The 20,950-nt window shown below is 54.8% G+C and carries 16 protein-coding genes; 8 read left to right on the forward strand and 8 right to left on the reverse strand.

Annotation, left to right across the window (positions count from 1 at the left end; all coding sequences use genetic code 11):
- Positions 1 to 7: 7 nt before the first annotated feature.
- The 4 genes from SH139x_RS00100 to SH139x_RS00115 are packed head-to-tail and all read right to left on the reverse strand — an operon-like array spanning position 8 to position 6,222.
- Positions 8 to 2,206, reverse strand: coding sequence for a hypothetical protein (locus tag SH139x_RS00100; RefSeq protein ID WP_488353259.1), 2,199 nt, complete (start codon positions 2,204 to 2,206; stop codon positions 8 to 10).
- Positions 2,203 to 4,287 carry a BatA domain-containing protein gene (locus SH139x_RS00105; RefSeq protein ID WP_488353260.1) on the reverse strand — a complete coding sequence of 695 codons (2,085 nt, stop codon included), beginning with the start codon at positions 4,285 to 4,287 and terminating at the stop codon, positions 2,203 to 2,205. The genes SH139x_RS00100 and SH139x_RS00105 overlap by 4 nt, the downstream gene beginning before the upstream one ends.
- Positions 4,284 to 5,195, reverse strand: a complete 912-nt coding sequence (locus SH139x_RS00110; protein ID WP_488353261.1) for a DUF58 domain-containing protein — start codon at positions 5,193 to 5,195, stop codon at positions 4,284 to 4,286. The genes SH139x_RS00105 and SH139x_RS00110 overlap by 4 nt, the downstream gene beginning before the upstream one ends.
- A 1-nt stretch (position 5,196) precedes the next feature.
- A complete protein-coding gene (locus tag SH139x_RS00115) occupies positions 5,197 to 6,222 on the reverse strand; it encodes an AAA family ATPase (protein WP_488353262.1) in 1,026 nt (341 codons plus the stop codon).
- A gap of 191 nt (positions 6,223 to 6,413) precedes the next feature.
- Between SH139x_RS00115 and SH139x_RS00120 the strand changes: the two genes are divergently transcribed.
- The 3 genes from SH139x_RS00120 (at position 6,414) to SH139x_RS00130 (ending at position 9,115) form a co-directional block, all read left to right on the forward strand.
- Positions 6,414 to 7,574 (forward strand): nucleotidyl transferase family protein, encoded by a 1,161-nt coding sequence (locus SH139x_RS00120; RefSeq protein ID WP_488353263.1) that lies wholly within the window; start codon positions 6,414 to 6,416, stop codon positions 7,572 to 7,574.
- A gap of 132 nt (positions 7,575 to 7,706) precedes the next feature.
- On the forward strand, positions 7,707 to 8,321 hold the full coding sequence (locus SH139x_RS00125) for an ECF-type sigma factor (RefSeq protein WP_488353264.1): 615 nt from the start codon (positions 7,707 to 7,709) through the stop codon (positions 8,319 to 8,321).
- Entirely contained in the window at positions 8,321 to 9,115 is a 795-nt protein-coding gene (locus SH139x_RS00130) for a hypothetical protein (protein ID WP_488353265.1), read from the forward strand. The genes SH139x_RS00125 and SH139x_RS00130 overlap by 1 nt, the downstream gene beginning before the upstream one ends.
- Before the next feature lie 43 nt (positions 9,116 to 9,158).
- Here the strand turns inward: SH139x_RS00130 and SH139x_RS00135 are convergent, their stop codons facing one another.
- Both SH139x_RS00135 and SH139x_RS00140 read right to left on the reverse strand, forming a co-directional pair.
- The gene (locus tag SH139x_RS00135) at positions 9,159 to 10,229 is read right to left on the reverse strand and encodes a DUF1559 family PulG-like putative transporter (protein ID WP_488353266.1); all 1,071 of its coding nucleotides are present in this window, start codon (positions 10,227 to 10,229) and stop codon (positions 9,159 to 9,161) included.
- A 139-nt stretch (positions 10,230 to 10,368) separates the two neighbouring features.
- Complete coding sequence (locus SH139x_RS00140; RefSeq protein WP_488353267.1) at positions 10,369 to 10,833, reverse strand: hypothetical protein; 465 nt, start codon at positions 10,831 to 10,833, stop codon at positions 10,369 to 10,371.
- Positions 10,834 to 11,136: 303 nt separating this feature from the next.
- On the opposite strand from SH139x_RS00140, the gene SH139x_RS00145 reads away from it, so the two are divergent.
- Genes SH139x_RS00145 through hemA form a run of 3 tightly spaced genes read left to right on the forward strand, consistent with a single transcriptional unit; the run spans position 11,137 to position 14,731 of the window.
- Positions 11,137 to 12,450, forward strand: a complete 1,314-nt coding sequence (locus SH139x_RS00145) for a radical SAM/SPASM domain-containing protein (protein WP_488353268.1) — start codon at positions 11,137 to 11,139, stop codon at positions 12,448 to 12,450.
- Between the two features lie 56 nt (positions 12,451 to 12,506).
- Positions 12,507 to 13,454 carry a cytochrome c biogenesis protein CcsA gene (ccsA, locus tag SH139x_RS00150; protein WP_488353269.1) on the forward strand — a complete coding sequence of 316 codons (948 nt, stop codon included), beginning with the start codon at positions 12,507 to 12,509 and terminating at the stop codon, positions 13,452 to 13,454.
- Positions 13,451 to 14,731 (forward strand): glutamyl-tRNA reductase, encoded by a 1,281-nt coding sequence (gene hemA / locus SH139x_RS00155; RefSeq protein WP_488353270.1) that lies wholly within the window; start codon positions 13,451 to 13,453, stop codon positions 14,729 to 14,731. Before ccsA ends, hemA begins: the two co-directional genes overlap by 4 nt.
- Positions 14,732 to 14,743: 12 nt before the next feature.
- Here hemA and lnt read toward each other — a convergent pair whose 3' ends face one another.
- Positions 14,744 to 16,492 (reverse strand): apolipoprotein N-acyltransferase, encoded by a 1,749-nt coding sequence (gene lnt, locus SH139x_RS00160; protein WP_488353271.1) that lies wholly within the window; start codon positions 16,490 to 16,492, stop codon positions 14,744 to 14,746.
- Positions 16,493 to 16,565: 73 nt separating this feature from the next.
- On the opposite strand from lnt, the gene SH139x_RS00165 reads away from it, so the two are divergent.
- A complete protein-coding gene (locus SH139x_RS00165) occupies positions 16,566 to 18,365 on the forward strand; it encodes a serine/threonine-protein kinase (protein ID WP_488353272.1) in 1,800 nt (599 codons plus the stop codon).
- A gap of 5 nt (positions 18,366 to 18,370) precedes the next feature.
- On the opposite strand, the gene SH139x_RS00170 is transcribed toward SH139x_RS00165, so the two are convergent.
- Positions 18,371 to 19,759, reverse strand: coding sequence for a sigma-54-dependent transcriptional regulator (locus SH139x_RS00170; RefSeq protein WP_488356127.1), 1,389 nt, complete (start codon positions 19,757 to 19,759; stop codon positions 18,371 to 18,373).
- Between the two features lie 726 nt (positions 19,760 to 20,485).
- On the opposite strand from SH139x_RS00170, the gene SH139x_RS00175 reads away from it, so the two are divergent.
- The gene (locus tag SH139x_RS00175) at positions 20,486 to 20,857 is read left to right on the forward strand and encodes a hypothetical protein (RefSeq protein ID WP_488353273.1); all 372 of its coding nucleotides are present in this window, start codon (positions 20,486 to 20,488) and stop codon (positions 20,855 to 20,857) included.
- The last annotated feature ends 93 nt before the right edge of the window (positions 20,858 to 20,950 follow it).

Below are 20,950 nucleotides of genomic sequence, written 5' to 3' on the forward strand. Positions count from 1 at the left end.
CATTTCACTATATAAACCCAACGACTTTGCGGCCAATCCAGAATCCGCCGAGCAGTAAGATCATTAGGCCAGCAACTACCGGATTACTCCACAGTTGAACACGTCGAATAGCCGGTGGTGGCTCCGGCAGCGTGGCCAATGATTGTTGAATTTCTTCCAGTTTATCAATTCGCAGCACGCGACCACGGGTTAAACGCGCAATTTCCTCCAACACTTCGGGGCGGGCCGGTTTTCCAATTTGCTCCAGCGGGGCGCCTTGAATGAACAAAGTTGTTTCCAAGCTACCGGAGGTTTCTTCACAGCGGAGCGTGACTTGGTGTTGCCCCGGCTCGCTGGCGGTGAATCGTCCATTGAAGGCTCCCCAAGCTTCGCCGCTGGAGTTGAACCGCACGGTTTCTATTTTGCCCGAGGGGGCCACGATGCGGGCGGTGACTTGTCCACGAGCCAATGGTTCGCCATTTGTTTCCATCACGTTGGCAGTGAGAGCAACCTGCTGGCGGACTTGGGGTTGCTCGGGCGAGTAATAAAACCGCATCGTTTCGCCGCGAGCCATGTTACGACGGTAGGCCATCCAGCGAACAACTTGGCCCCAAAAACGATAATGGTAAAGATCTTCAACACCTTTTCGCCAACGCCAAGCACCGTCCGTTCCCATGAACAGGACTTTACCGGCGCCGAAGGTGCGCGTCACCAGCAGAGGCAAGCGTCCGTATTGGTTGCTGGTCTCGGAATGCACGGCTAACACATCGGCTCCCGGTTTGGCTTTGACGACTGGTGCGTACCACTGGAAACCGGGAAGGTTCCCCCAGACTTCGATGTTATCGTCTGTCGTATCGGCTAATTTGGTCAGCAAGCTGCGGCGGCCAAGTTCGGTTAATTCGAAATGACTTGGTGTCCGTGAGCCCCAGCCGCCGGGTTGGAGATCGTCGAGTGTGACGGGGTAGAGATCTTCCAGAGCCGATTCCAGAAGAGAAAATTGGCTACCTCGCCAACCGGGCATGAAGACCAGCCCGCTGGCTTGTTGCTCGACAAGTCCCTTTAACAACTCACATTGTTTCAGCGTTAATTGTTCTTCATCGATGCCAACGTCGCCCAAAAAGACCACATCGTATTCGGCCAGCTCGTCTTTACCCTGTGGAAACTCTTTAATGTAATCGAGGTTGCCGCCACCTCGTTTGTCGAGGCCGGGATGAAATAGCAAGCAGGAGACTTCGACACCTGGATCGCGAGAGAGCGCGTTGCGAAGGTAACGGTATTCCCAGCGCGGAATGGATTCGATCACTAACACGCGGAGTTTTTCTTCGCGAACCGACATGGGTGCCGAAGCGGTGTTGTTGTCTTCGATTAACTCGTTCGATTGCAGTGGAACTTCTAATTTCAGCGTAACATCGCCAGTCTCTTTTGGTTCCCAAACGATGGCATCGCTGGTCCGGCTCATGGCCGCAATGCGTACTTCGCGTTCGAGTCGTTCGCCCGTTGAGGTGGTCATCACGACCGTCGCCATCGTATCACGGGGCAGGGCACTATCGATCGTGAAGGGTATTCGCACACTCTTGTTAATAATGGAAAATGTGGGGACATCAAAACTGACCAGTTCCAGATCGGGAAGTTGCGTTTTGCTGCCGACTGGAATGGTAAAGATGGGCACACCGCGGGTGCGATAGCGACTGGCAATTTGGGCGGGAGGTTCCCCTTGATTCCAATCACCATCGGACGCCAGCACGACACCGAGTAAAGATGGGTGCCGGGCCAGCAATTCTTCCAGCGGCTGGGCCAAATTGGTGCCATCCCCACGGATCGCGTTGAGGACAATTTCGATTTTCTCATCGACTGTCTGCCAGCCGTCGAGTTGTCGAAGTTGTTCGTCGTCGCTTAATGGTGAGATCGTCTGAGCGCGCGTTTGTGGGGTTGTTGATTGGGCATTGACAACATCACGAGTTTGCATGCTGGTCGAATCATCGGTAATAATCACCACCACCGGTTTATCAGCAGGTTGATAAGTCTCGACCCACTCAGGCTGATTCAACAATAGTCCGGCGAGAGCGACGGCGCTGAGTCGCAAGATTTCTAACCATAAGACGGAGTTGCGATAACCACTGCGGCGCCAAGTGAGATAAGAGAATGCGGCGGTAATCAACCACAACGTGATCGCGATTAACAGGGTCGTGGGAGTCCAAGCGAATGTCAAGGTTTGAGAGCTGTTCATGCCGCCAGCCCTCCGCTGGGGTGTACTTTCGGCAAGCAGAGAATGGCTTCGATTAACAGAGCCAACATCATACCGATGAGAAAGGCTCGCCAAATTTCCTGCACCAACGCGTCGAGATTACCAGCAGCGTCGTTGACACGGTCCATCCGCAGATCTTGGAATAGGTTCGCCAGTTGTTCGTCGCTAATGATGGTGGCAACGTCTTCGCGAGGAGAGCGATTTACGGCGGTCAGCATATTATCTTGTTGATAGACACCCGCTGTGGAAGCTTGTTCGGTGGAAATCGCATCCTTCCGACCAGTCAATTTTCGCCAATTGATTGCCGACTCTTCATGCGTGGCGCCGGCAATGAGGCTGCCGGTTGTGCTGAGAGCGGCCGCGGCGTCGAGGCTGGCTCGTTGCACGGCCACGTAAAAGACGACACCATCGCTGGCTAAACTGGAATAGCTTGGATCGGGAGTGGTAGACCAAAAGTAGACACCGCCCGAGGTGGTGGCCGCTTTGACGAGTAGCGGTTGTTCTTCTGGTAGGCTGGCCAGCGTGGTGTATTCACCTGCGAGGGTAACATGTCGGCGAACGGTCAGTTTACCCACGGGTAAGGCTTGACCGTTTTGTGTGTTAGCCAACAGGTCAGTGTCTCGTCGCCAACTTTGCACCGTTACTTCTTGTTGTGGTTCGCGCCAATCGCCCCAGCGGACCCCGAACAGTTCACTATCGTCGGGTTGCGGCGGAGGAAAGAAAATCACTCGACCGCCACGACCGATCCACGTTTGCAGTTGGCTGAGCATGTCCGCTTGCGGGGCTGGTGCGTGCCAGAGCACGAGCATCAATTCATCCCAATTGATATCATCTAAATTAGTCCCCGTGCGAACCAAAGCCTCGACTTGATCACCGCTGCTGGGCGGAATTCCTCCAGCCAATTCCAAGGGGCGAATCACGCTGGGATCATCGCTGACGATGAGTGTTCGCCTCGGCGGTGGTTCGGAAAAGACAAAGTAATAGTTATTGTCAGCCGGGTTGCTGTCGCCGGGAATGGAGACGCGTCCCCAGCCGGGAGCGAGGCTTGGGTTACCGCCCGCATTGTCAGCGGCAGCTGGTTGATTGGTTAATAGTGGGGCGGCTATGGGAATGCGATGCGACTGTAATTCAAATTCAGGACCTCGCATTTCGACATTCAGCACCGACCGCGCGCCGGCGATCTCAAATTCAATTGGCAGGGGGCTATTGATGCTCGCATCGTTTGTGGTGGTTGTTTCGTCGTCGGCTGAGTTGGTGGCGGTGAAGTTTGCAGCCGTCTGGGCGATCTTCAGTGAGAGCACCACGTCGGCACCCCCTTCGCGTGGCTCGCGGCTGACTGACACGACCTCAACCATGCGGTTATCGTTGGCGACCTCCGGGTAGGCCAGCAAGTGAAAACGGACGCGATTCTCATAAGGCGTAAATGCTTCCCGGATCGATTGCCAACGCCCATCGGTCGGTTGCCAGTCACCCACACGCAGATCGGAACAGATCCAGATATCGGCCTGGGCGACTTGATTGTCTTGAAGATAGTCCAACGCGGCCAACAGCATGCCGGGTAGATCGGCTGGGGCATCACTGGGACCGGTATCTGCGGCTTCCACTAAAGATTCTTGTGGTCCCAGTTCGCGTGGATCGGGTGAGGCACTGTCGATTAGCACGACGCGTTTGGCCCCCAGCGTCTGCAGCGCGTCGTTGATTTGCTGGCGACCAGTTTCCAGTTTGGAGACGGGTGTGGCTTGGCCACGCTGACTCATGCTGGGAGAGCGATCGAGCAGCACGATGGTGACATCGGCCGATCCTCCGGCGGCAGCCCCCATCCAACCACTGGCCAGCGGTCGGCTGATGGCGAACACCAAACCAGCGATGGCTAACGTTCTAAAGAGTAGAATCAGCCATTGACGAAGGCGCGCGTAACCGCGTGACATTCGGTTGGCAGTCAACAAAAACATCATCGCTCCCCAAGGGACCGATTGATAACGTCTTTGGTTGATCAGATGAATGATCACCGGCAGGGCAATCAGTGGCAGGGCGAGCAACATCCAAGGTTGTAAAAAGCTCATCGCACACCTCGACTGCTTGCTCGCCCCATCAGAAACCGCATTAAGACTTGGTCATAAGCCTCATCGATTCGCACTCGGTGGTAATCGACGCCAGTCTCTAAGACGACTTGATTGAGCTTTGTTAAATACTCATGCAGCGCGGCTTGGTAGCGATCGGCTATTTCGTTGGGTTCGGCAAAAATGGCATTGCCACCTTCCATATCCAAAAACCTGGTTGGTCGTTGGAATTGGAAGTCAATTTCTTGAGGATCTAATAGGTGAAAGAGAGCCAAGTCATGTTTGCGAAAACGTAGGTGTTCAAAACAGCTGCGGAGTTCAGTGGGGTCGATGAAAAAGTCTGAGATCACCACCACCAAGGCGCGCTGGGCTGTGGTTTCCGCCAACTCATGCAACACGGAAGCTAAATGCGTTTCTCCTCGGCAGCGAATTTGTTCCAAGGTATCGAAAATGAGGCTGAGGTGAGCCGGGTTGCGGCGCGGTGGGATGTGGGTAACGATTCCGGCGGCCACGGAGGACAGCCCCACCGCGTCGCCTTGCTGGATCGCCAAGTAAGCCAAACTGGCGGCGATTTTTTGAGCGTAAGTAAGTTTTGTTTCGGTGCCCGAACCGTAATCCATCGAACCGCTGGTATCGAGCACCAAAGTGCAGCGAAGATTGGTGTCGGCTTCGAATTCTTTAACGTAGAAACGATCCGTTCGACCATAGGCGCGCCAATCGAGTCGTCGCAGGTCGTCGCCCGGCACGTACTTGCGATACTCGGCAAATTCCACGCTGGAGCCACGATTTGGACTCGTATGCCGACCAGAAATATTGCCCTGCATGGCGCGGCGGGCAAACAGAGGCAAACAGGCCAGTCGAGCTAAAATATGCGGGTCGAGGAAGGCGCGAGGTTGTCGATCTGGAAACATTTCAGCTGGCGTCCGCTTCTGACACCAAACGACGAACGATATCGCCCGCCGATACGCTCTCTGCTTGAGCCGCAAAGGTGGTAATCAAGCGGTGCGTAAGCACTGGTACGGCGACACCTTGAACATCCTCCAAGCGAACCATATACGAGCCTTTCAAAGCAGCTCGCGCCTTGGCACCTAAGATCAAGTTCTGCACCGCTCGAGGACCGGCGCCCCAGGAGACAAGTGGTTTCAACCAAGCGGGCGCGGTTTCGCCATGCGGACGGGTTTGGCGGACCAGCCGTGCGGCATATGTGTAAATGTGATCGGGCACTGGTACCCGTCGCACTAAATCTTGATGAGCAATGATCTGTTCGGCAGAGAGTAAATGTTGGAGTTCGGGCAACGCGCCGCCGGTGGTCGTGCGGGCAATCTCAATTTCCTCGAGCTCACTGGGATAATCTAATTCGATCAACGACATGAAGCGATCGAGCTGAGCTTCCGGTAGCGGATAGGTCCCTTCCTGTTCCACTGGGTTTTGAGTCGCCAGCACCATAAAGGGCGCTTCGAGATGAAAGGTTTTGCCAACCACGGTGACCCGTTGCTCTTGCATCGCCTCCAGCATGGCGGCTTGCGTTTTGGGAGGGGCGCGGTTGATTTCGTCCGCTAAGACGATGTTGGCGAACACGGGGCCATGAATAAATTGAAACTCCCGCATCCCACTTTGCCCCTCCTGCAAAATGTCGGTCCCAGTAATGTCCATTGGCATCAGGTCGGGAGTAAATTGGATGCGGCTGAACTTGAGCGACATCGTTTCAGCCAATTTGCTGACCAACAGGGTTTTTGCTAGACCGGGAACACCCATCAAGAGGGCATGTCGGCGGGCAAAAAGACAAATGACCAGTTGTTCAATCGTTTGTTGCTGCCCAACGATAACGCGGCTCAACTCCTGCTTTAATTGCGTGAACCCCGTCTGTAAACGGTCGATCGCTTGGACGTCGTTGTCGCTAAGGCGTAAATGAGCATCGGGAACCAGCGATTGCGACATAAACAGCTTCTTTTTTCAGTGCGGAGTTGGCTCTGTCCAGGGGTGGGTTTGCCTGTCATTATTAATGGGGTAGTCCCTTCAGGCAACGTGCGGGTGATAACTTTCCTCGTTGTGCTTGTCTTCCGCTGGTATCCCGGCGGGAAAATTCGGCTCATTTCTCAGCCAGACTCGAACCTCAGAGAGCCTTGCTTGTGACTCATCATTTGGTCCTCGCTGTCACAGGTGGTGGCACGTTGTCGATTCCTAAATTGTTTGCCCGTCCCGGCGCCTCGCGGCTGATGCTCGAGGCCATTGTACCGTATCACGCCGAGGCGTTACGGGAGTTGGTTGGTGGTCGAATAGAACAGGCTTGCAGCGTAACGACTTCTCGCCAGATGGCGGTTGCCGCTCGGCAGCGAGCTGGTCGGTTGCTGGCTGGGAACGGCGCCCTTGGAGTCGGTTGTACGGCGGCCTTGGCAACCAATCGTCAACGCCGGGGAGCCGATCGAGCATTCATCACCTTGCATGGAGCGGCAGATACACTTTCGCTAACAATCGATTGGGGTGTCACTCAGTATCAAGCGGGCGACAATTCCATCCGCGATCAGCAAGAGTTAGCAACGGCCAATTCGTTGATTGACGCCTTACGGAAATTTGGCGTGGAGTTAAATTTCCCGGAGGTGACTGGCGAGTTTGAGCCTGGGCTGCAAGATTCCGCATTGCCAAGGCGGCTCGAGTGGCAGCGGGCGAATCCCGACCAGAGATTGGTTCAATTGGTGAACGGTCAGATCCCCCTGCTATTTCCGGAAGACAACGGGGATGCTGCGCTTCAAGAGTCATCGCGGCAAGAGAATCGGCTGATTTTCTCAGGCAGTTTTAATCCCCTCCATGAGGGTCACTTGGAGATGGCGAGGGCTGCCGAAGCAATATGCGCAAGGCGTGCAATGTTTGAATTATCAGTCACCAATGCTGATAAACCGGCACTTGACTTTCTCACGATTCAGGAGCGGGTCGCACAGTTGCGGGGGGCTGGGTTATGTTACGCGCTGACGCGTTGTCCCCGTTTTGATCAGAAGGCCGAACTATTTTCCGGAGCGACATTTATCGTTGGCGCTGATACGGCGTTGCGCATTGCCGATCCGCGGTTTTATGCCAGCGGTGAGTTGGGAAGGGATCGGGCAATTGAGAAAATTGCCGCTTTTGGCTGTCGTTTTTTGGTATTTGGTCGGCGGCTTCAGGGAGCCTACTTGGCTGCCAATATGCTGGACCTGCCCACCAACATGCGGGAGATTTGTGACCCTGAAATGAGCTATCGTAACGACATCAGCAGTACGGAACTGCGTTTGCGACGGGCTGCGGAAGATGGGGGATAAGGTAAACTCGGCTCGCTGGCCAGCTATGATACTCTGAAGAGCCGACGCGAATACCGTCAGCCGAGGGCTTTCTTGTAGTCGTCTGTATGGTTCTAAATCAACGAACGTATTGAATTCCGATGAATTGTTTTCATGAATGAAATCACCGATTTTGACGCTTGGATGTCAGCGGTGCGACGTGGTGACAGCGTTTCCACGACGCAGCTTTGGGAAGCCTATTTCGAGCGTATTTCGCGAGCGGTATCTGGCCGTTTGACCACGCAAGGCCGCCGGTTCGAGGATCAAGAGGATGTTGCAGTTAGCGCGCTGCGAACGTTTATTCGCAGAGCTTCGCTGGGAAATTTCACCGAACTCGATGATGCCGACCAACTTTGGAAGTTGCTGTTAACGATCAGTATCCGCAAGGCCAACGACTATCGCAAACGATCGATGGCCCAGCGTCGGGGAGGGCAGAATTTGATTCTTGGTCAAGATTCGGCGACCGATTCGGGGGCTCCCGCCGCGATCGATCGCGCGGCCGGTAGGCATTACGACGCGCCCGACGCCGATATCCGAGCCACGGAGTTTTTCGATGTGGTGATGAAGCAAATGCCAGACGACAGCACGCGAGATGTTGTGCTGTTGCATTTGCAAGGGGCCGATACCGAAACGATTGCCGAAATGCAGAAATGTTCAGAACGGACCGTGCAGAGGCGAATGAAAGTGGCAGTTGAACTGTGGACGCGCATACTGACAGCCGAGGAGTAATGGACGACGCGCCCCTTGAATATTTAGATCGCTTGGATGCTTATTGGCACGACCATCAACAGTCTCCCAACTTGTGCGATTGGATTGATGAGGCACCGCTGGAAGTTCGGCAAGAGGTGGCGACTGAATTGTTGTTAGCCGATCTTGAATTTCGTTACAAACAAAAACGAGAGCAGCTGAAACTCCAAACCGCGGCCAACGTGCAGTTATTAGCTGCTAATTATCTGCAGTATCCGGCTTTGGTTGATTGTGGTGGGTTGTTGGAGAAATTAATTGAAGATGAATTTTTTCTGCGTGCCCGAGATCAAGCCGAGTTAACCATCAACACGTTAGCCGCACCCGCCGCTCGCCTGACCGCGCTCTCGGTGGAACAATGGGTTCGCCGCTTGGCCGAGGTGCTATCGACTCGCTGGCGGTTGGTTGTGAGGCTTATGCACTATGCCAAACATCAGGACCAAGTCTTATTGAAACACGATTTGGGGGTCGAGTTGGAAGTCGGACGAGCGACACAGCAAGAGGCGACGGCACCACAACTGGTCGCCACAAACCCGCCTCGCATGGTAATCGCACACAGTCGAAAATTGACCATCTCTCGAACGCAAGCATTGCTCAAGCGGGTTGGCTATCAACAACTGGAGATTACGAACTGTTCTCAGAAAGTCCCCCTGCAAATCGCCCCCTACGGCCCGCCGATCAAACCCCAGCAACGCTGCTTGGTTGAAGTTCCCTGCGTGCTGATAATCGGTCAATTGCAGCTATCGATCGTGACCGCCCAGTCGCTCAAGCGAGGATGATCGTGGGACTTTGCGGATAAAGGTTTTCATTAAGCTTAATTGTTTAGAGCTTGGTGTTGTCAATGATTTCGCCACCCGCTCGCGTGCCCAACGCTTGCCAGACAAGCAGCTCAACGGTGTTGGCGACAAATCCGACCGAGCCGTCAACTCGATTGGTGGCCACTACTTGGGGATGGTAGCTGCGTGATGTGACGGCGGCGTAAGTTGGTTGATTCAGGCTGCGGCCTTCGCGGGATGAGTTGAAATCGACGTCATAGGCGACTCCATCCTGCCAATGAATGACTTTGGTGTTGGGAGCAAAGGTAGTTGTAAAGCCAGTTTGATGAACCCGACCATCGACCCATTCGGTGTGCCCCGAGTTGGCTTTGAAACTGCCGCCCAAGGCGACCACTTCGGCCGGTGTGAGGGGGGCGGCGGCGTCAGGTGCCGAGGGATTACCACTATCTCGCAAATAGGGAGTCCAGGTTTTGACTTCGGCAAAAGCCAACGTGTTGCTGGTCCCGTCGCGGACGGCCGCCATGTTGGTGCGACTGTTGGGAAAAACTAATCCCGTGCCGCCAAGTCCGCTGAGTGGATCGATCACGAACCATTGACCCACATTGGCGGCATAGGACAGGGGGTAATGGGTGAAATTTGGATCGGCTGTTGAAGGGCTGGGGCGGGGCGTGTCGCCCACGTCGCTGGGGCAAACGTAAACGGGAACTCGCGTTTGCGCCACGATCCCCTGAGCCGCGTAGGGGAGATTCCAGTTGATCAGGTTTTGTAAATTGGCCTGCTCCAATTGGGGCAACAGACGGGCTTGGATCGACCAGGACGTTTCGGCAACGTCGCGACGATAGAAACCGGCTGGAGGGAAGACGCGAAAGGTGTCGTGATAGTTGTGCATCGCCAAGCCAATTTGCTTGAGATTATTCGCACAGGAGATACGTCGAGCAGCTTCGCGGGCACTTTGCACCGCCGGTAAAAGTAGTCCGACCAGGATGCCGATGATGGCGATCACCACCAGCAGTTCGATCAGCGTAAAAGCGGTGGTTGTGTGACGGGGAAGTGGCGAACCGATTCGCCGTTCCCCAAGTCCAGTCTGCTTGAATTCCACGCTCAATTTGAACTCCATACCTGCCAAAGTTTCCCAAAAGTAACCGCTAAAGGTGCTAATCGCAATTGAGACTCAGTCTCAAAGCAGTCGCAGAGCATAAGAGCTGCAAACGCTTTGGCAAGATCAAATGGAGGAAAGTTTGTCGCTTGGGAGCTTTTTAGGGTCGCAGTCCGGGACGTTGGCTGATGTGGCAGTTGGGATCGCGGAAGAAGCGTTCGGGTTCGATCCAGATCGATGCTTGGCCAACGCGGTGGGAACCGGCTTTAACGAAGCGGACGTTGGTATCGAGGTGATGATTTTCCAAGGAGCGGTTGTTTTGCACCGGGATCCCATCGAGTCGAGTGATCACGTCGCCAAGTCGCAAGTTGGCTTGAGCCAACGGTGAGCCGGGGACAGGCATCGTGGTCAATTTGGCACCTCGGTAGTGGCCGAAGCCTGGCAAGAAGTAGGTGTCGATTTGGAAGCGAGCCCCCAAGCGGCTGCTGAAGTATCCTTGCCCGTCGTTGTTATCGATGATGATCGCCTGCACAGCCTGTCGGCCGGAACCATCTTGAGCTTTGCTGACACCAGCGGAAAGTACCGACAAGCCAGCCAGCAGTAGTGCCATGAGTTGAGTTTTCATCAGTCTGTCCTTGGTTTTGAGAAAGTTGTTTGTTGGATACCCAGACCAACGAGAGGCGAGCGGAACAGGGGACAGACAAACTGGAAAAAACAAAATTGCAGGCTCGCTGGAGAGCCGCATCGGGGTGGTACTCCCGCGGCGGGGGCTGAGTTTCTCGACCGATTTTTTGCTCGGGATTGGCAATTTCCGTGGGGAATCGTCGATTAACGGTCGCACGGGTGGTGGTTGTTGAGCCATAATGGAGACGCATTAATAGAGACGCATTGGAAAGCCAAGTTTCCCGCCCACACCCACTGGATCGCTATGTATCTGCGGATGGCCAAACGTCTGTTGACGGAAACTGACAAACGATTGCTCTGGAAGGCTGCCTGGATGTTGGGCGTCAAGGGTTTGCGGAGTGTGCATCGGCACAAGCGACGATTGAAACGGGGTGATTTCTTTCCACCCTTTCTCTATTTGTCCGTGATCAACAGTTGCAATTTGCGTTGTCAGGGGTGCTGGGTCGATGTGGCCTCGAAGCAGCATCGGATTGAGGTCGATGCGGCCAATCGCACGATCGAGCAAGCGAAAGCGATGGGGAACAGTTTTTTCGGGATTTTGGGTGGTGAGCCTTTCATGCACAAAGATTTGCTGAAGATCTTTGCCGCGCACCCTGACGCTTATTTTCAAGTGTTCACCAATGGGCATTTCATCACTGACGAGGTTGCCAGCGAGTTGCGGCGGCTGGGGAACGTCACTCCGCTGATTTCGGTCGAGGGGAGCGAAATGATCAGTGATGAGCGGCGCGGTCGGGCCGGGGTTCTCAACGCCACCATGCAAGGCATCGAAACGGCGATTCGCCATAAACTAATGGTCGGCGTTTGCACCAGTGTATGCACCACCAACATCGATGATTTAGTCAGCGATAAATGGGTGGATCGGTTGATTGAGATGGGCGTGATGTATTGCTGGTTCCATATTTACCGGCCGGTCGGCCCGGAGCCGAACCCCGATTTGGCTTTATCGAGCGCCCAGCAGCGTCGCGTCCGCCAATTTGTTGTCGACACGCGGGCCACCAAACCGATCATAGTCATCGATGCGTATCACGATGATGCGGGCAATGCGTTGTGCCCGGCAGTGACGGGTTTTACCCACCACGTGGGCCCGTGGGGTGATATTGAGCCGTGTCCGGTGATTCAATTGGCGACCGAATCGATCCACGACGAACGTCCTTTGGCGGAGACCTTTAACAATTCACAATTTTTGAGAGATTTCCGCGAGTTAACAGCCGGCAACACGCGGGGCTGCGTGATCATGGAGCGTCCCGATTTATTAGTCGAGTTAGCGGAAAAGCATGGTGCTCGCGATACCACTGCGCGGGGTAACGTGATTGAGGAGTTAAAGCGGGTGAGTCCGCGGCGGAGCCAGTATCAGCCGGGTGATGAGATACCGGAGCGGTCGCTGGTGTATCGTTGGGCAAAAAAATATGCCTTTAATGATTTTGGCACTTACGGCCGTCATTTTGATACTAGTAAGTATCAAGACCCAGATCGGCCAACTGGTAATCAAGCAAACGGGGATCGGCCAGCTGCGGGGCAGATTGTGCAGATTCAACCTCCCTCCAATGTTGAAATATAGCCAGCGACTTGGGCGATCCTGGTGAGCCTCGGTAATCGCTCTGTAAGAGTCGACTTATGCAATTTCTCTCCGGGATTTCAGCCACCTGCTTTGTCGGCAGTTATCTGGTCGCGATGGCTTTGGAACTGACCCGTCCGGTAATTCGGGTGCCCGCGCGAACGGCGCTTATCATAGGCTTTACGGTAGCCGGTTTGTTTGCTCAAGCGGTCTACTTGGTGATGTTGGCCAGTCCTCAGCAGGGTCGTTCCGATATTGGTTTGTTGGCCGATTGGTATAGTTGGTCGTTATTGTTGGCATGGGCTGTGGCTGTGGCCTATCTGGTGTTGTTGGTACGACGTCCGGAGACGACGATTGGTTATTTCTTATTACCTCCCGTATTAGCTTTAATTGCTTTGGCGATGGCCGTTCGCGGTTGGGAGCCATTCGATCGCGAGAGGGCGGTTGGATTTTGGAGTACCATTCATGGGTTATCCATGCTGTTAGGTGCGGCCGCTGTGCTGATCGGTTTTTTAATCGGTTGTATGTACCTGGTGCAGTCGACTCGATTGAAGCGCAAGCGGGCCAGTTCGCGAGGTCTCAAGTTGCCGACGCTCGAATGGTTACAGCAATTAAATCGTGGTACTTTGGTCTTCAGCACCGTGGCGGTTGCGATTGGCACTTTGGCCGGTGTGATCATGAATTTGAATCTCAGCGGCGCGGTGGCTTGGACCAGCCGGGAGATTGTGCTACCGATCATACTGCTGATCTGGTTGTTGGTGGCCACCGCGATTGAGCTCTTCTACCGCCCGGCTCGTCAGGGTCGTAAGGTTGCCTATTTGACTTTGGCCAGTTTTGGTTTTTTGGTGCTGGCGATGGCGGGAGTTTTGGGAACGGGACATGGTGGCGGTGGGACTTCGTCATCAAGTCTGGATTTTGGTCCAGTTGTGGAGTCGGATTCAGCTTTCATGCCTGCTCCAGCTGTAGAGCCTGTTTTAGTTGCAGGTTCTGGGGAGGAAAATTCGTGAAGCTGCAAATGGTGGGTTGTAGCCACAAGGACGCAGCCGTCGAATTTCGCGAACAGCTGGCATTCAGTGAACCGCAAGCGCAACAAGCGTTGGCCGATTTTCGGCAGCGTTTTCCCAGCGCCGAGTCGGTCTTGTTGAGTACCTGTAATCGTGTTGAATTTTACACGGCCGCCAATGATCCGGAGGATTGTCCGGGGCATGGCGACGTAATTGAATTTTTAGCAAATGCGCGTCAGTTGACGCCGGATCAGTTGCTGGAACATACGATCCATCGAGCTGGCGATGAGGTGGTGACGCATTTGTTTACCGTCGCTTGTTCGTTGGACAGTTTGGTTGTCGGCGAAGCTCAGATTTTGTCTCAAGTCAAACAAGCTTATGAGTGGGCGACGGCGGCCGGCACAGCGGGGCCGTTGATGCACACGGCGTTTCAATCGGCCAGTCGCGTTGCTAAACGCGTGCAACACGAAACGGCCATTCATCGACGGCGAGTGAGCATTCCCAGCGTGGCAGTTGGCGAAGTCGCGCCGGAGTTTTTTGAAACGCTGACAGATAAACAAGTGTTGTTGATTGGGGCGGGGGAGATGGGCGCTGAGACGCTCCGCTACCTGCGTGATGGTGGGGCTCGGCAAATTACCATCGTCAACCGGTCACTTGAGCGAGCTTCCCAGTTGGCGAGCGAGTTGCAGGCTGAGGTTGCTCCTTGGGAGCTGCTTGATCAACACCTTATCGCGGCCGATTTGGTAGTCAGCACGACAGGTGCCAGCGAGGCAATTGTCACGCTCGAGCGTTTTCGCGGTATTCACGCCGCGCGCTATGAACGCTTGTTGTTGATCCTTGACTTGGCGGTGCCACGAGATTTTGACTCGGCGATCGGAGATTTATCAGGCGTTTATCTTTACTCCGTCGATGACCTGCAAGCATCAGCCGACCGCAATCGTCGCGAGCGTGAACGAGAGTGGCCGAAAGCTCAGCGGATTATTGATGAAGAAGCCGAGCTCTATTTGGCCAGTCTGCGGACACGTGCCACAGGTCCTGTAATACGTCAATTGCGTGAGCGTGCTGAGACGGTCAAGCAGAGTGAGTTGGAGCGGTTGCTGAAGCGATTGGAACGAGTCGACGTAACGTCCAAGCGTGATGCTGAGATTACCCAGGCGTTCGACCGTTTGGTTAACAAGTTACTGCATCCACCATTGGCTTCGTTGCGCGATGATGCGGCGGCCGGGCATCGCCAAGGCTTGGTCGACGCCTTGCGGCGGCTGTTTCAACTGGGTGAGTGAACGACAGGGAACTTACAAATTGGCCGCTGCTGCGGATTGACGTCGCCCCCGCCAGCCGGAGATTGCCGCCAGCAAGCAGATTGCCGCGAACGGCCAGCTTAACTTGTCACCCCAGCGGGCGTAGAGACTGCTGCGATTGTCAGGTTTTGGTTGAGCCAACATTGAATCGTTGGTTTGGTGGGGAAGCGCTTGGACGACTTGCCCGCTGCCGTTGATCCACACCGTCGGGCCGGCATTGCCGACCATCAACAGCGGTCGACGATTGATCAAGGCGACCATCTGAGCACAACGCCGATGATGATCGAGTACGGCTGTGCCATCAAACCAAGCGTCGTTGGTCAGGTTGACGATCAGATCTGCCGGCGTGCCTTGATCGGCTAATGTTCGTAGGCCATCCCCCGTGACATGTTCGACCATGGCTTCGAAGCAGATACTTGGTGCCACTGTCGCACCATTAATGGACATCGCCACGGGAGCTTCGCCTGGCAGAGCACCTTGCGACATGGGACCGATATCGTAGAGCCAAGGAAACCAGTCGGCGAAGGGAATGTATTCACCAAACATGACGAGGTGCATCTTCGCGTACCAGTCCACAACTTTTGAGTCTTGATCAATTAATAACGCTGCGCCAAAAGCTCGCGGTCGTTCGGCATAACGATACACCGCGCAGCCGACTAGCAGGGGAGGAGGTTTTGTCGCGGAAACGTTGGCTAACATCCCTTGAAACCAGCGGTTGCGATTGACGAAGTTGTCTTGCTGTTGGGCGATTATCTCGGCAAATTCCGCCGCCGTAAAATCCTCGTTGGGAGGAACGATAAAAGGTTCTTCGATGATGCGATAAGGGAGACCACCGGTAAACATCGATTCGGGCCAAATGACTAGATCGACATCTTTCGCTTTCGCCATCGCGGCGATCGTCGTGTCGACGTAGTTTTGGAAGACTTCCATTTCACGAGCTGGTGACATGGCATACATCAGCGGCTCGTTTCGCTGAATCAATAGGGTGTTCAAGATAGGTGATTGGGCGGCACGTTGGTCATCATCGGCGGTTCGCCAATAGCCGTAGCCGCAGGTCATCATCAGTACGCCGCAGACGATTGCCGTGCCCAGCTTTGGGGCCCTGGCCAGTTTGCCAGCTTGTTCGCTCGGCTTGTCGGCAGGTTGTCCCCAAGGAAGTAGTGCGACGAGTAGGCAGGCCAGCCACGCGGAAACCATTGCGACCACAAAGCTGACCCAATAGGTGCCACCGATATCGCCGATTTGGACCACCCACAGCCAGTCGACTTGGGAGTGACCGAGCAGCGTGGCGGAGAGTCCGGTGAGTGCGTAGCTGCGGACCAGCTCTAAGCCGCTCCAGATGACTGGGACAGCCCAATACAGGGGCCAGTGCCAACGGTGATGGACGACGCGGGCGAGGCCAATAAATAATAGAATATAGAGGCCGAGAAACAGGGCTAAAGCCAACCAGGCTGGATAGATCGCCGGGTGGGCCAAGCGAATTCCTTGTAAGCTGATCAACCAGTAAACGGAGCCGACCAGCCAGATGACGATGTATTGTCGTCGGGCCATGGGGTTTGGCCACGCCACCAGCATTGCCCAAGGCACCAAGGCGATCCAGGCAATTGGGGCTAGGGCGACCGGTGGTTGGGATAGCCAGAGCAGTAATCCACCCAAGCTGGCGAGCAGCCACAGGCGCGCCGGTCCGACCGGTATCGTTGTTCCTGGTATGCTTGACGCGTGTTGGTTATGATGCTTGTTCACGGCGATCCCTCAATATAACGTTGAGCCATAGAGCTACGAGTACTAATACCGCTGGGAAGGTTTCGTTTACCGCATGACCGACTTTGAAACATTAGGGCCTTATCGGGTCGAAGCAAAACTTGGCCAGGGCGGGATGGGCAGCGTCTACCGTGGCGTGCATATAAAAACAGGTCAGCGGGTTGCCATCAAGGTGCTAGCCAGCCAGATGTCGGAGCAACCGAGGTTTCGTCGTCGCTTTGCCGGGGAAATTGAAACCCTGAAGAAATTAAGGCACCCAAATATTGTACGGTTGATTGGGCACGGGGAAGAGCGCGGGGCACTCTTTTACGCAATGGATTTGGTCGAGGGGCCGAGCCTGCTGGAACATCTCAGAAAGGTCAAGCGTCTCGATTGGGACACCACCATTGGATTTGCCATCGAGATTTGTTCGGCCTTGAAGCACGCCCATGATTTTGGCGTCATCCATCGCGATTTGAAACCAGCCAATTTATTATTGGAACCCGAGGGCGGAATCAAATTAACCGATTTCGGGATTGCTAAATTATTTGGTGCAACGGAACACACGGCCGCTGGGAGTGTGCTGGGGACAGCCGATTACATGGCCCCCGAGCAAGCCGTTGGGGGGCAAGTCACACCGCGCACCGACCTCTACGCGCTCGGCAGCCTGATGTACGCCTGTCTGGCTGGCCGGCCACCCTTCGGTGGAAGAAATCTGACGCAAGTCGTGTATGGTTTAAAGCACGAGACGCCGGCCCCGCTCGATTTGGTGCTGCCTGATGTGCCTGAGGAATTAGCCGAGCTGGTGCATGAACTGTTGGAAAAAGACCCAAAGCAGCGGCCACCCACGGCTTTGGTGGTTTCCAAGCGACTGCAAGCGATGCGAGCTGGGTTGCGGCATCGGGGCGAGCAGACCGCGATGAATTTGGGCGGGCTGACGTTACCCGAGTCGCCGGAGTCGGCCGTGCATACGCGGCTGCCCGAGCGGCCATCACCAGCTCGGGACATGAATGTCGCTAATCTACCAACAGCCGATGATCGAGACTCGGGTGTGCCAACGGGGACGCCAGTCAAATTGGCCAACACGCTTGCCTCGGTCGATCCCGCCGGTCAGGAGTTTGAATTGGCGGAGGAGATTGCAGCCCCGCGAACTCATTTTGAAAGTGTCAACGAAACGCCCCAGCGAACTGGTCATTGGGAGGCCGGGGAGAGTCACCGCAGCGGGCTCGAGCATTGGTTGTCGCTGTTCGGTTTAGTGCTCGCGTTGATTGTGGTGGGTGGCTTAGTGATTTGGCTGTTTCAAACTCCGTCTGCCGAATCAATGCTGGCGAAAATTGAACAAGCAGATTCGCTGGGAGATCGTCGTGAAGCTGAGTTGCTTCGCGAGCAGTTCCTCCGCAGTCATGAAGATCATCCACAAGCGGAAGCCGTTCGTGAAACGCTGCAGCTTGATGACGTTGAAAAAGCGGCTCGGCGTCTGCGAGTCGTTGCGGCAACGGGTGGTGGTATTGATTCCTTGCCGCCGGCGGAACAAGTCTGGTTGCAAGCGATGACGGAGCGCAAACGTGATCCCTCTCGCGCCGCGCGGAGTTTGACGCAATGGTTAGCGATTTATGATCATCGCGAGGCCTTTGTAGGAGGCCCTGGTGATAAAGAGCTTGCTCGCTACGTGGCTTTGGCGAAAGCGGAACTAGAACGCCTGGAGAGCTTCAGCACGTTCGAGCCCGACTCCCGTCAAGAAAGACTGCAAGCCTGGATTACCTGGGGATCAGAGTCGCTGGAAGGTGATGCTCGCCAGCAGTTTTTGAAGAGTGTCAAAGCGTTATATGGCGATAAACCTTGGGCGGAGGAGATCATTGAGAAGTTGCCCGATTAAAGGCACTAGCTATCGTTCTCTTGCTGTTCGTTGCCTTCGCTGGCTTGGCTGGTATCGTTTTCGTCGTCATCTTTTTTATACTGATCGAGTCGCCGGTATAGAGTGCGAGCGCCGATTTGCAAAACTTTCGCTGCTTCTTCTCGATTTCCGCCGGTCAGTTTTAGGGTTTCTAAGATTGCCCATTTTTCGATATCTGCCAGCGGTTGGCCGAGCAGACCCAGGTCACTGCTGGAAGCTTCGGCTGGAGTGGAAGTCAGTTCGCCACCGAGGGCTTCTTCCATCAGTTCCGGAGGAAGGTCATCGCTATCGAGTGATCCATCGTTGTCGAGCACGACCATTGTTTCGACAAAATTTCTCAGTTGGCGAATGTTTCCTGGCCAGGCGTACCCATAAAACTTTTTGGTTACCGCTGGAGTGAAGTGGGCAGTTGGTTTGCCGTGTCGCCGCAAGAACATCTTGCGAAAGTGATCCATCAGCGGAATCACATCGTCGCGACGATCTCGGAGAGGTGGGAGGGCGACGGTGACAACTTTTAGACGAAAATAGAGATCGTTGCGAAATTCACCAGAATCTACCATGGTTTCGAGTGGTCGGTTGGTGGCGCTGACCAGGCGAACATTCACATCGATGGGCTTGTTGTCACCGACCCGTTGGATTTGGTGTTCTTCGAGCACCCGCAGCAGTTTGATTTGGGTGCTCATCGGCATATCGCCGACTTCGTCGAGAAACAGGGTGCCGCCGTTGGCGTATTCAAATGCGCCCATGCGATCGCTGGCTGCGTCGGTGAAGGCGCCTTTGACGTGGCCGAAAAGTTCGCTCTCGACGAGTGTTTCGGACACCGCGCGGGTGTTGAGCGCCACCATGCGTTTGGCCTTGCGGGGGCTATTTTGGTGGATTGCCTGCGCGATCATTTCCTTGCCCGTGCCACTCTCGCCGGTGATCAGCACGGTGGCATCGGTGGGCGCGATGCGTTTCAGCCGATCGATGACGGCTTGCATTTTGGCGCTGCAATACACGATTCCTTCAAAGCCGAAACGTTCGTCGAGCCGCTGATGAAGTTCGGTGTTTTGGCGACGCAACTGGACGGCGCTGGCAGCTTTTTCGGTTACCGCCCGCAGGCGGCTGGGGGTGATCGGCTTTTCTAAAAAGGTGTAAGCACCTTCTTGCATTGCCTCGACCGCTTTGGGCACCGTGGCGTGGCCAGTAACCATGACCACTTCCGCATCAGGCAAGTTCTTTCGAGCCAAAGCCAAAATCTGCATGCCATCGACTTCGTTCATCACCATGTCGGTGATGATGAGGTCGAAGGTTTCCCGTTCAATTAGTTTTGCACCTTCGGGGCCCGTGGTGGCGACTTGGCAACGATAACCAACCCGTTCGAGGCTTTCGGTCATTGCCCGTGCGTGAGCCGGGTCATTGTCGACCACCAAGATCGAAAAATCGCCGGGTGACTGCTGCGGATATTCGGCAGGGGGTGCGGCGCCCCCATTATTTGATTGCGGAGTACTCATGATGCTCTGATATTAAGCGATCAGGGCTGCCAAGGACATCTCCCCAGTCCAATACAATTGGCACAAACCCTCTTGACTGCTGCAGCAACCGGCCCGCCACTTAAGGGGGAGGTCAACTGCTTTTGCAGCAGGGTTGAACGGCTGGATCTCGGGGGTTCGGCCGATTACCTCGTTTATCCATCTTGCCAGCTGGCAAGTTAATAAAAGAGCCGTGCGGTTGTCGTAATTCCTGCCCCGAATATTTGCCAACCGCACGGCTAAAAAAAGTGGATGCATGCTGCCCGTCGCATCTAGTTTGTTGAATCGTCATTCCTGCAGTAATTTGTGCATGGGGGTATACCAGGAATTTTTCATTTTTTTGGCTACAGATCCACCTTGCCGCTAATTGGCGGGGCGGTGGCAGGGCGAAAAGCCGGCAGATTCGCCATTCTTTGCCCAGTCGGACTTCAGCTTGTCGAGTCGTGCAGTCGATTCCAAAATAACGGGCCCATGGAGACGTCGCCTGATTTGCTGATCGGTCGATCGCCCTTGCGACGGCACAGGGGGCTCTGTTACTGGACAGTTGCGTATTAGTCTTCGCAGCAACCATCAAATGGAGAGTTCGATACGATGCTCAGAATCTTCTTGACGATGGGCCTATTTTGCTTGATTGCGACTAGCACGGTTCAGGCCCAGATTGGCATACCAACGATACAGCCCACGGGTAGTCACACGAGTTCGTTGCAGGATGTGCTCGTGAACAATCTGCGAGCGACATTGCCAGAGCAAAAAGAGTTTTTGCGTCGGGTTCAGTTGGAGGTGACGCGTGGCACAATTGATCGGAAATTGGTGCTGGCAGTAATGCGCTATGCCCAGCGTCGTCACAGCACGTTTCCTTTTCCCTTCTTCGAGCGAGCGATGCGGTTTCAAGCTAGCAAGCAAGGAGTGGAATTACCGAACATGTTCCAGATTCTCTCTTCAAGGTCGCCAACTTCAAGGTAAACAGCGGGTCATATTGTAGAACTGCTGTCCCCAGCTGTTTGCATTGTAGAACCGCTGTCCCAGCTGTTTGCAATCCCGCAAGCGATTGGGGAC

It is taken from the genome of Kothea flammea (assembly GCF_052161645.1).
In the GTDB taxonomy this organism is placed as follows: domain Bacteria; phylum Planctomycetota; class Planctomycetia; order Pirellulales; family Pirellulaceae; genus Laterigemmans.

Coding starts and splice junctions, on each gene's coding strand:
- SH139x_RS00105 (WP_488353260.1), bottom strand. CDS start 4,287: ATGAGCTTTTTACAACCTTGGATGTTGCTCGCCCTGCCACTGATTGCC.
- SH139x_RS00130 (WP_488353265.1), top strand. CDS start 8,321: ATGGACGACGCGCCCCTTGAATATTTAGATCGCTTGGATGCTTATTGG.
- SH139x_RS00175 (WP_488353273.1), top strand. CDS start 20,486: ATGCTCAGAATCTTCTTGACGATGGGCCTATTTTGCTTGATTGCGACT.
- SH139x_RS00165 (WP_488353272.1), top strand. CDS start 16,566: ATGACCGACTTTGAAACATTAGGGCCTTATCGGGTCGAAGCAAAACTT.
- SH139x_RS00100 (WP_488353259.1), bottom strand. CDS start 2,206: ATGAACAGCTCTCAAACCTTGACATTCGCTTGGACTCCCACGACCCTG.
- SH139x_RS00170 (WP_488356127.1), bottom strand. CDS start 19,759: ATGACCGAAAGCCTCGAACGGGTTGGTTATCGTTGCCAAGTCGCCACC.
- SH139x_RS00115 (WP_488353262.1), bottom strand. CDS start 6,222: ATGTCGCAATCGCTGGTTCCCGATGCTCATTTACGCCTTAGCGACAAC.
- SH139x_RS00145 (WP_488353268.1), top strand. CDS start 11,137: ATGTATCTGCGGATGGCCAAACGTCTGTTGACGGAAACTGACAAACGA.
- SH139x_RS00135 (WP_488353266.1), bottom strand. CDS start 10,229: ATGGAGTTCAAATTGAGCGTGGAATTCAAGCAGACTGGACTTGGGGAA.
- SH139x_RS00125 (WP_488353264.1), top strand. CDS start 7,707: ATGAATGAAATCACCGATTTTGACGCTTGGATGTCAGCGGTGCGACGT.
- ccsA (WP_488353269.1), top strand. CDS start 12,507: ATGCAATTTCTCTCCGGGATTTCAGCCACCTGCTTTGTCGGCAGTTAT.
- SH139x_RS00110 (WP_488353261.1), bottom strand. CDS start 5,195: ATGTTTCCAGATCGACAACCTCGCGCCTTCCTCGACCCGCATATTTTA.
- SH139x_RS00140 (WP_488353267.1), bottom strand. CDS start 10,833: ATGAAAACTCAACTCATGGCACTACTGCTGGCTGGCTTGTCGGTACTT.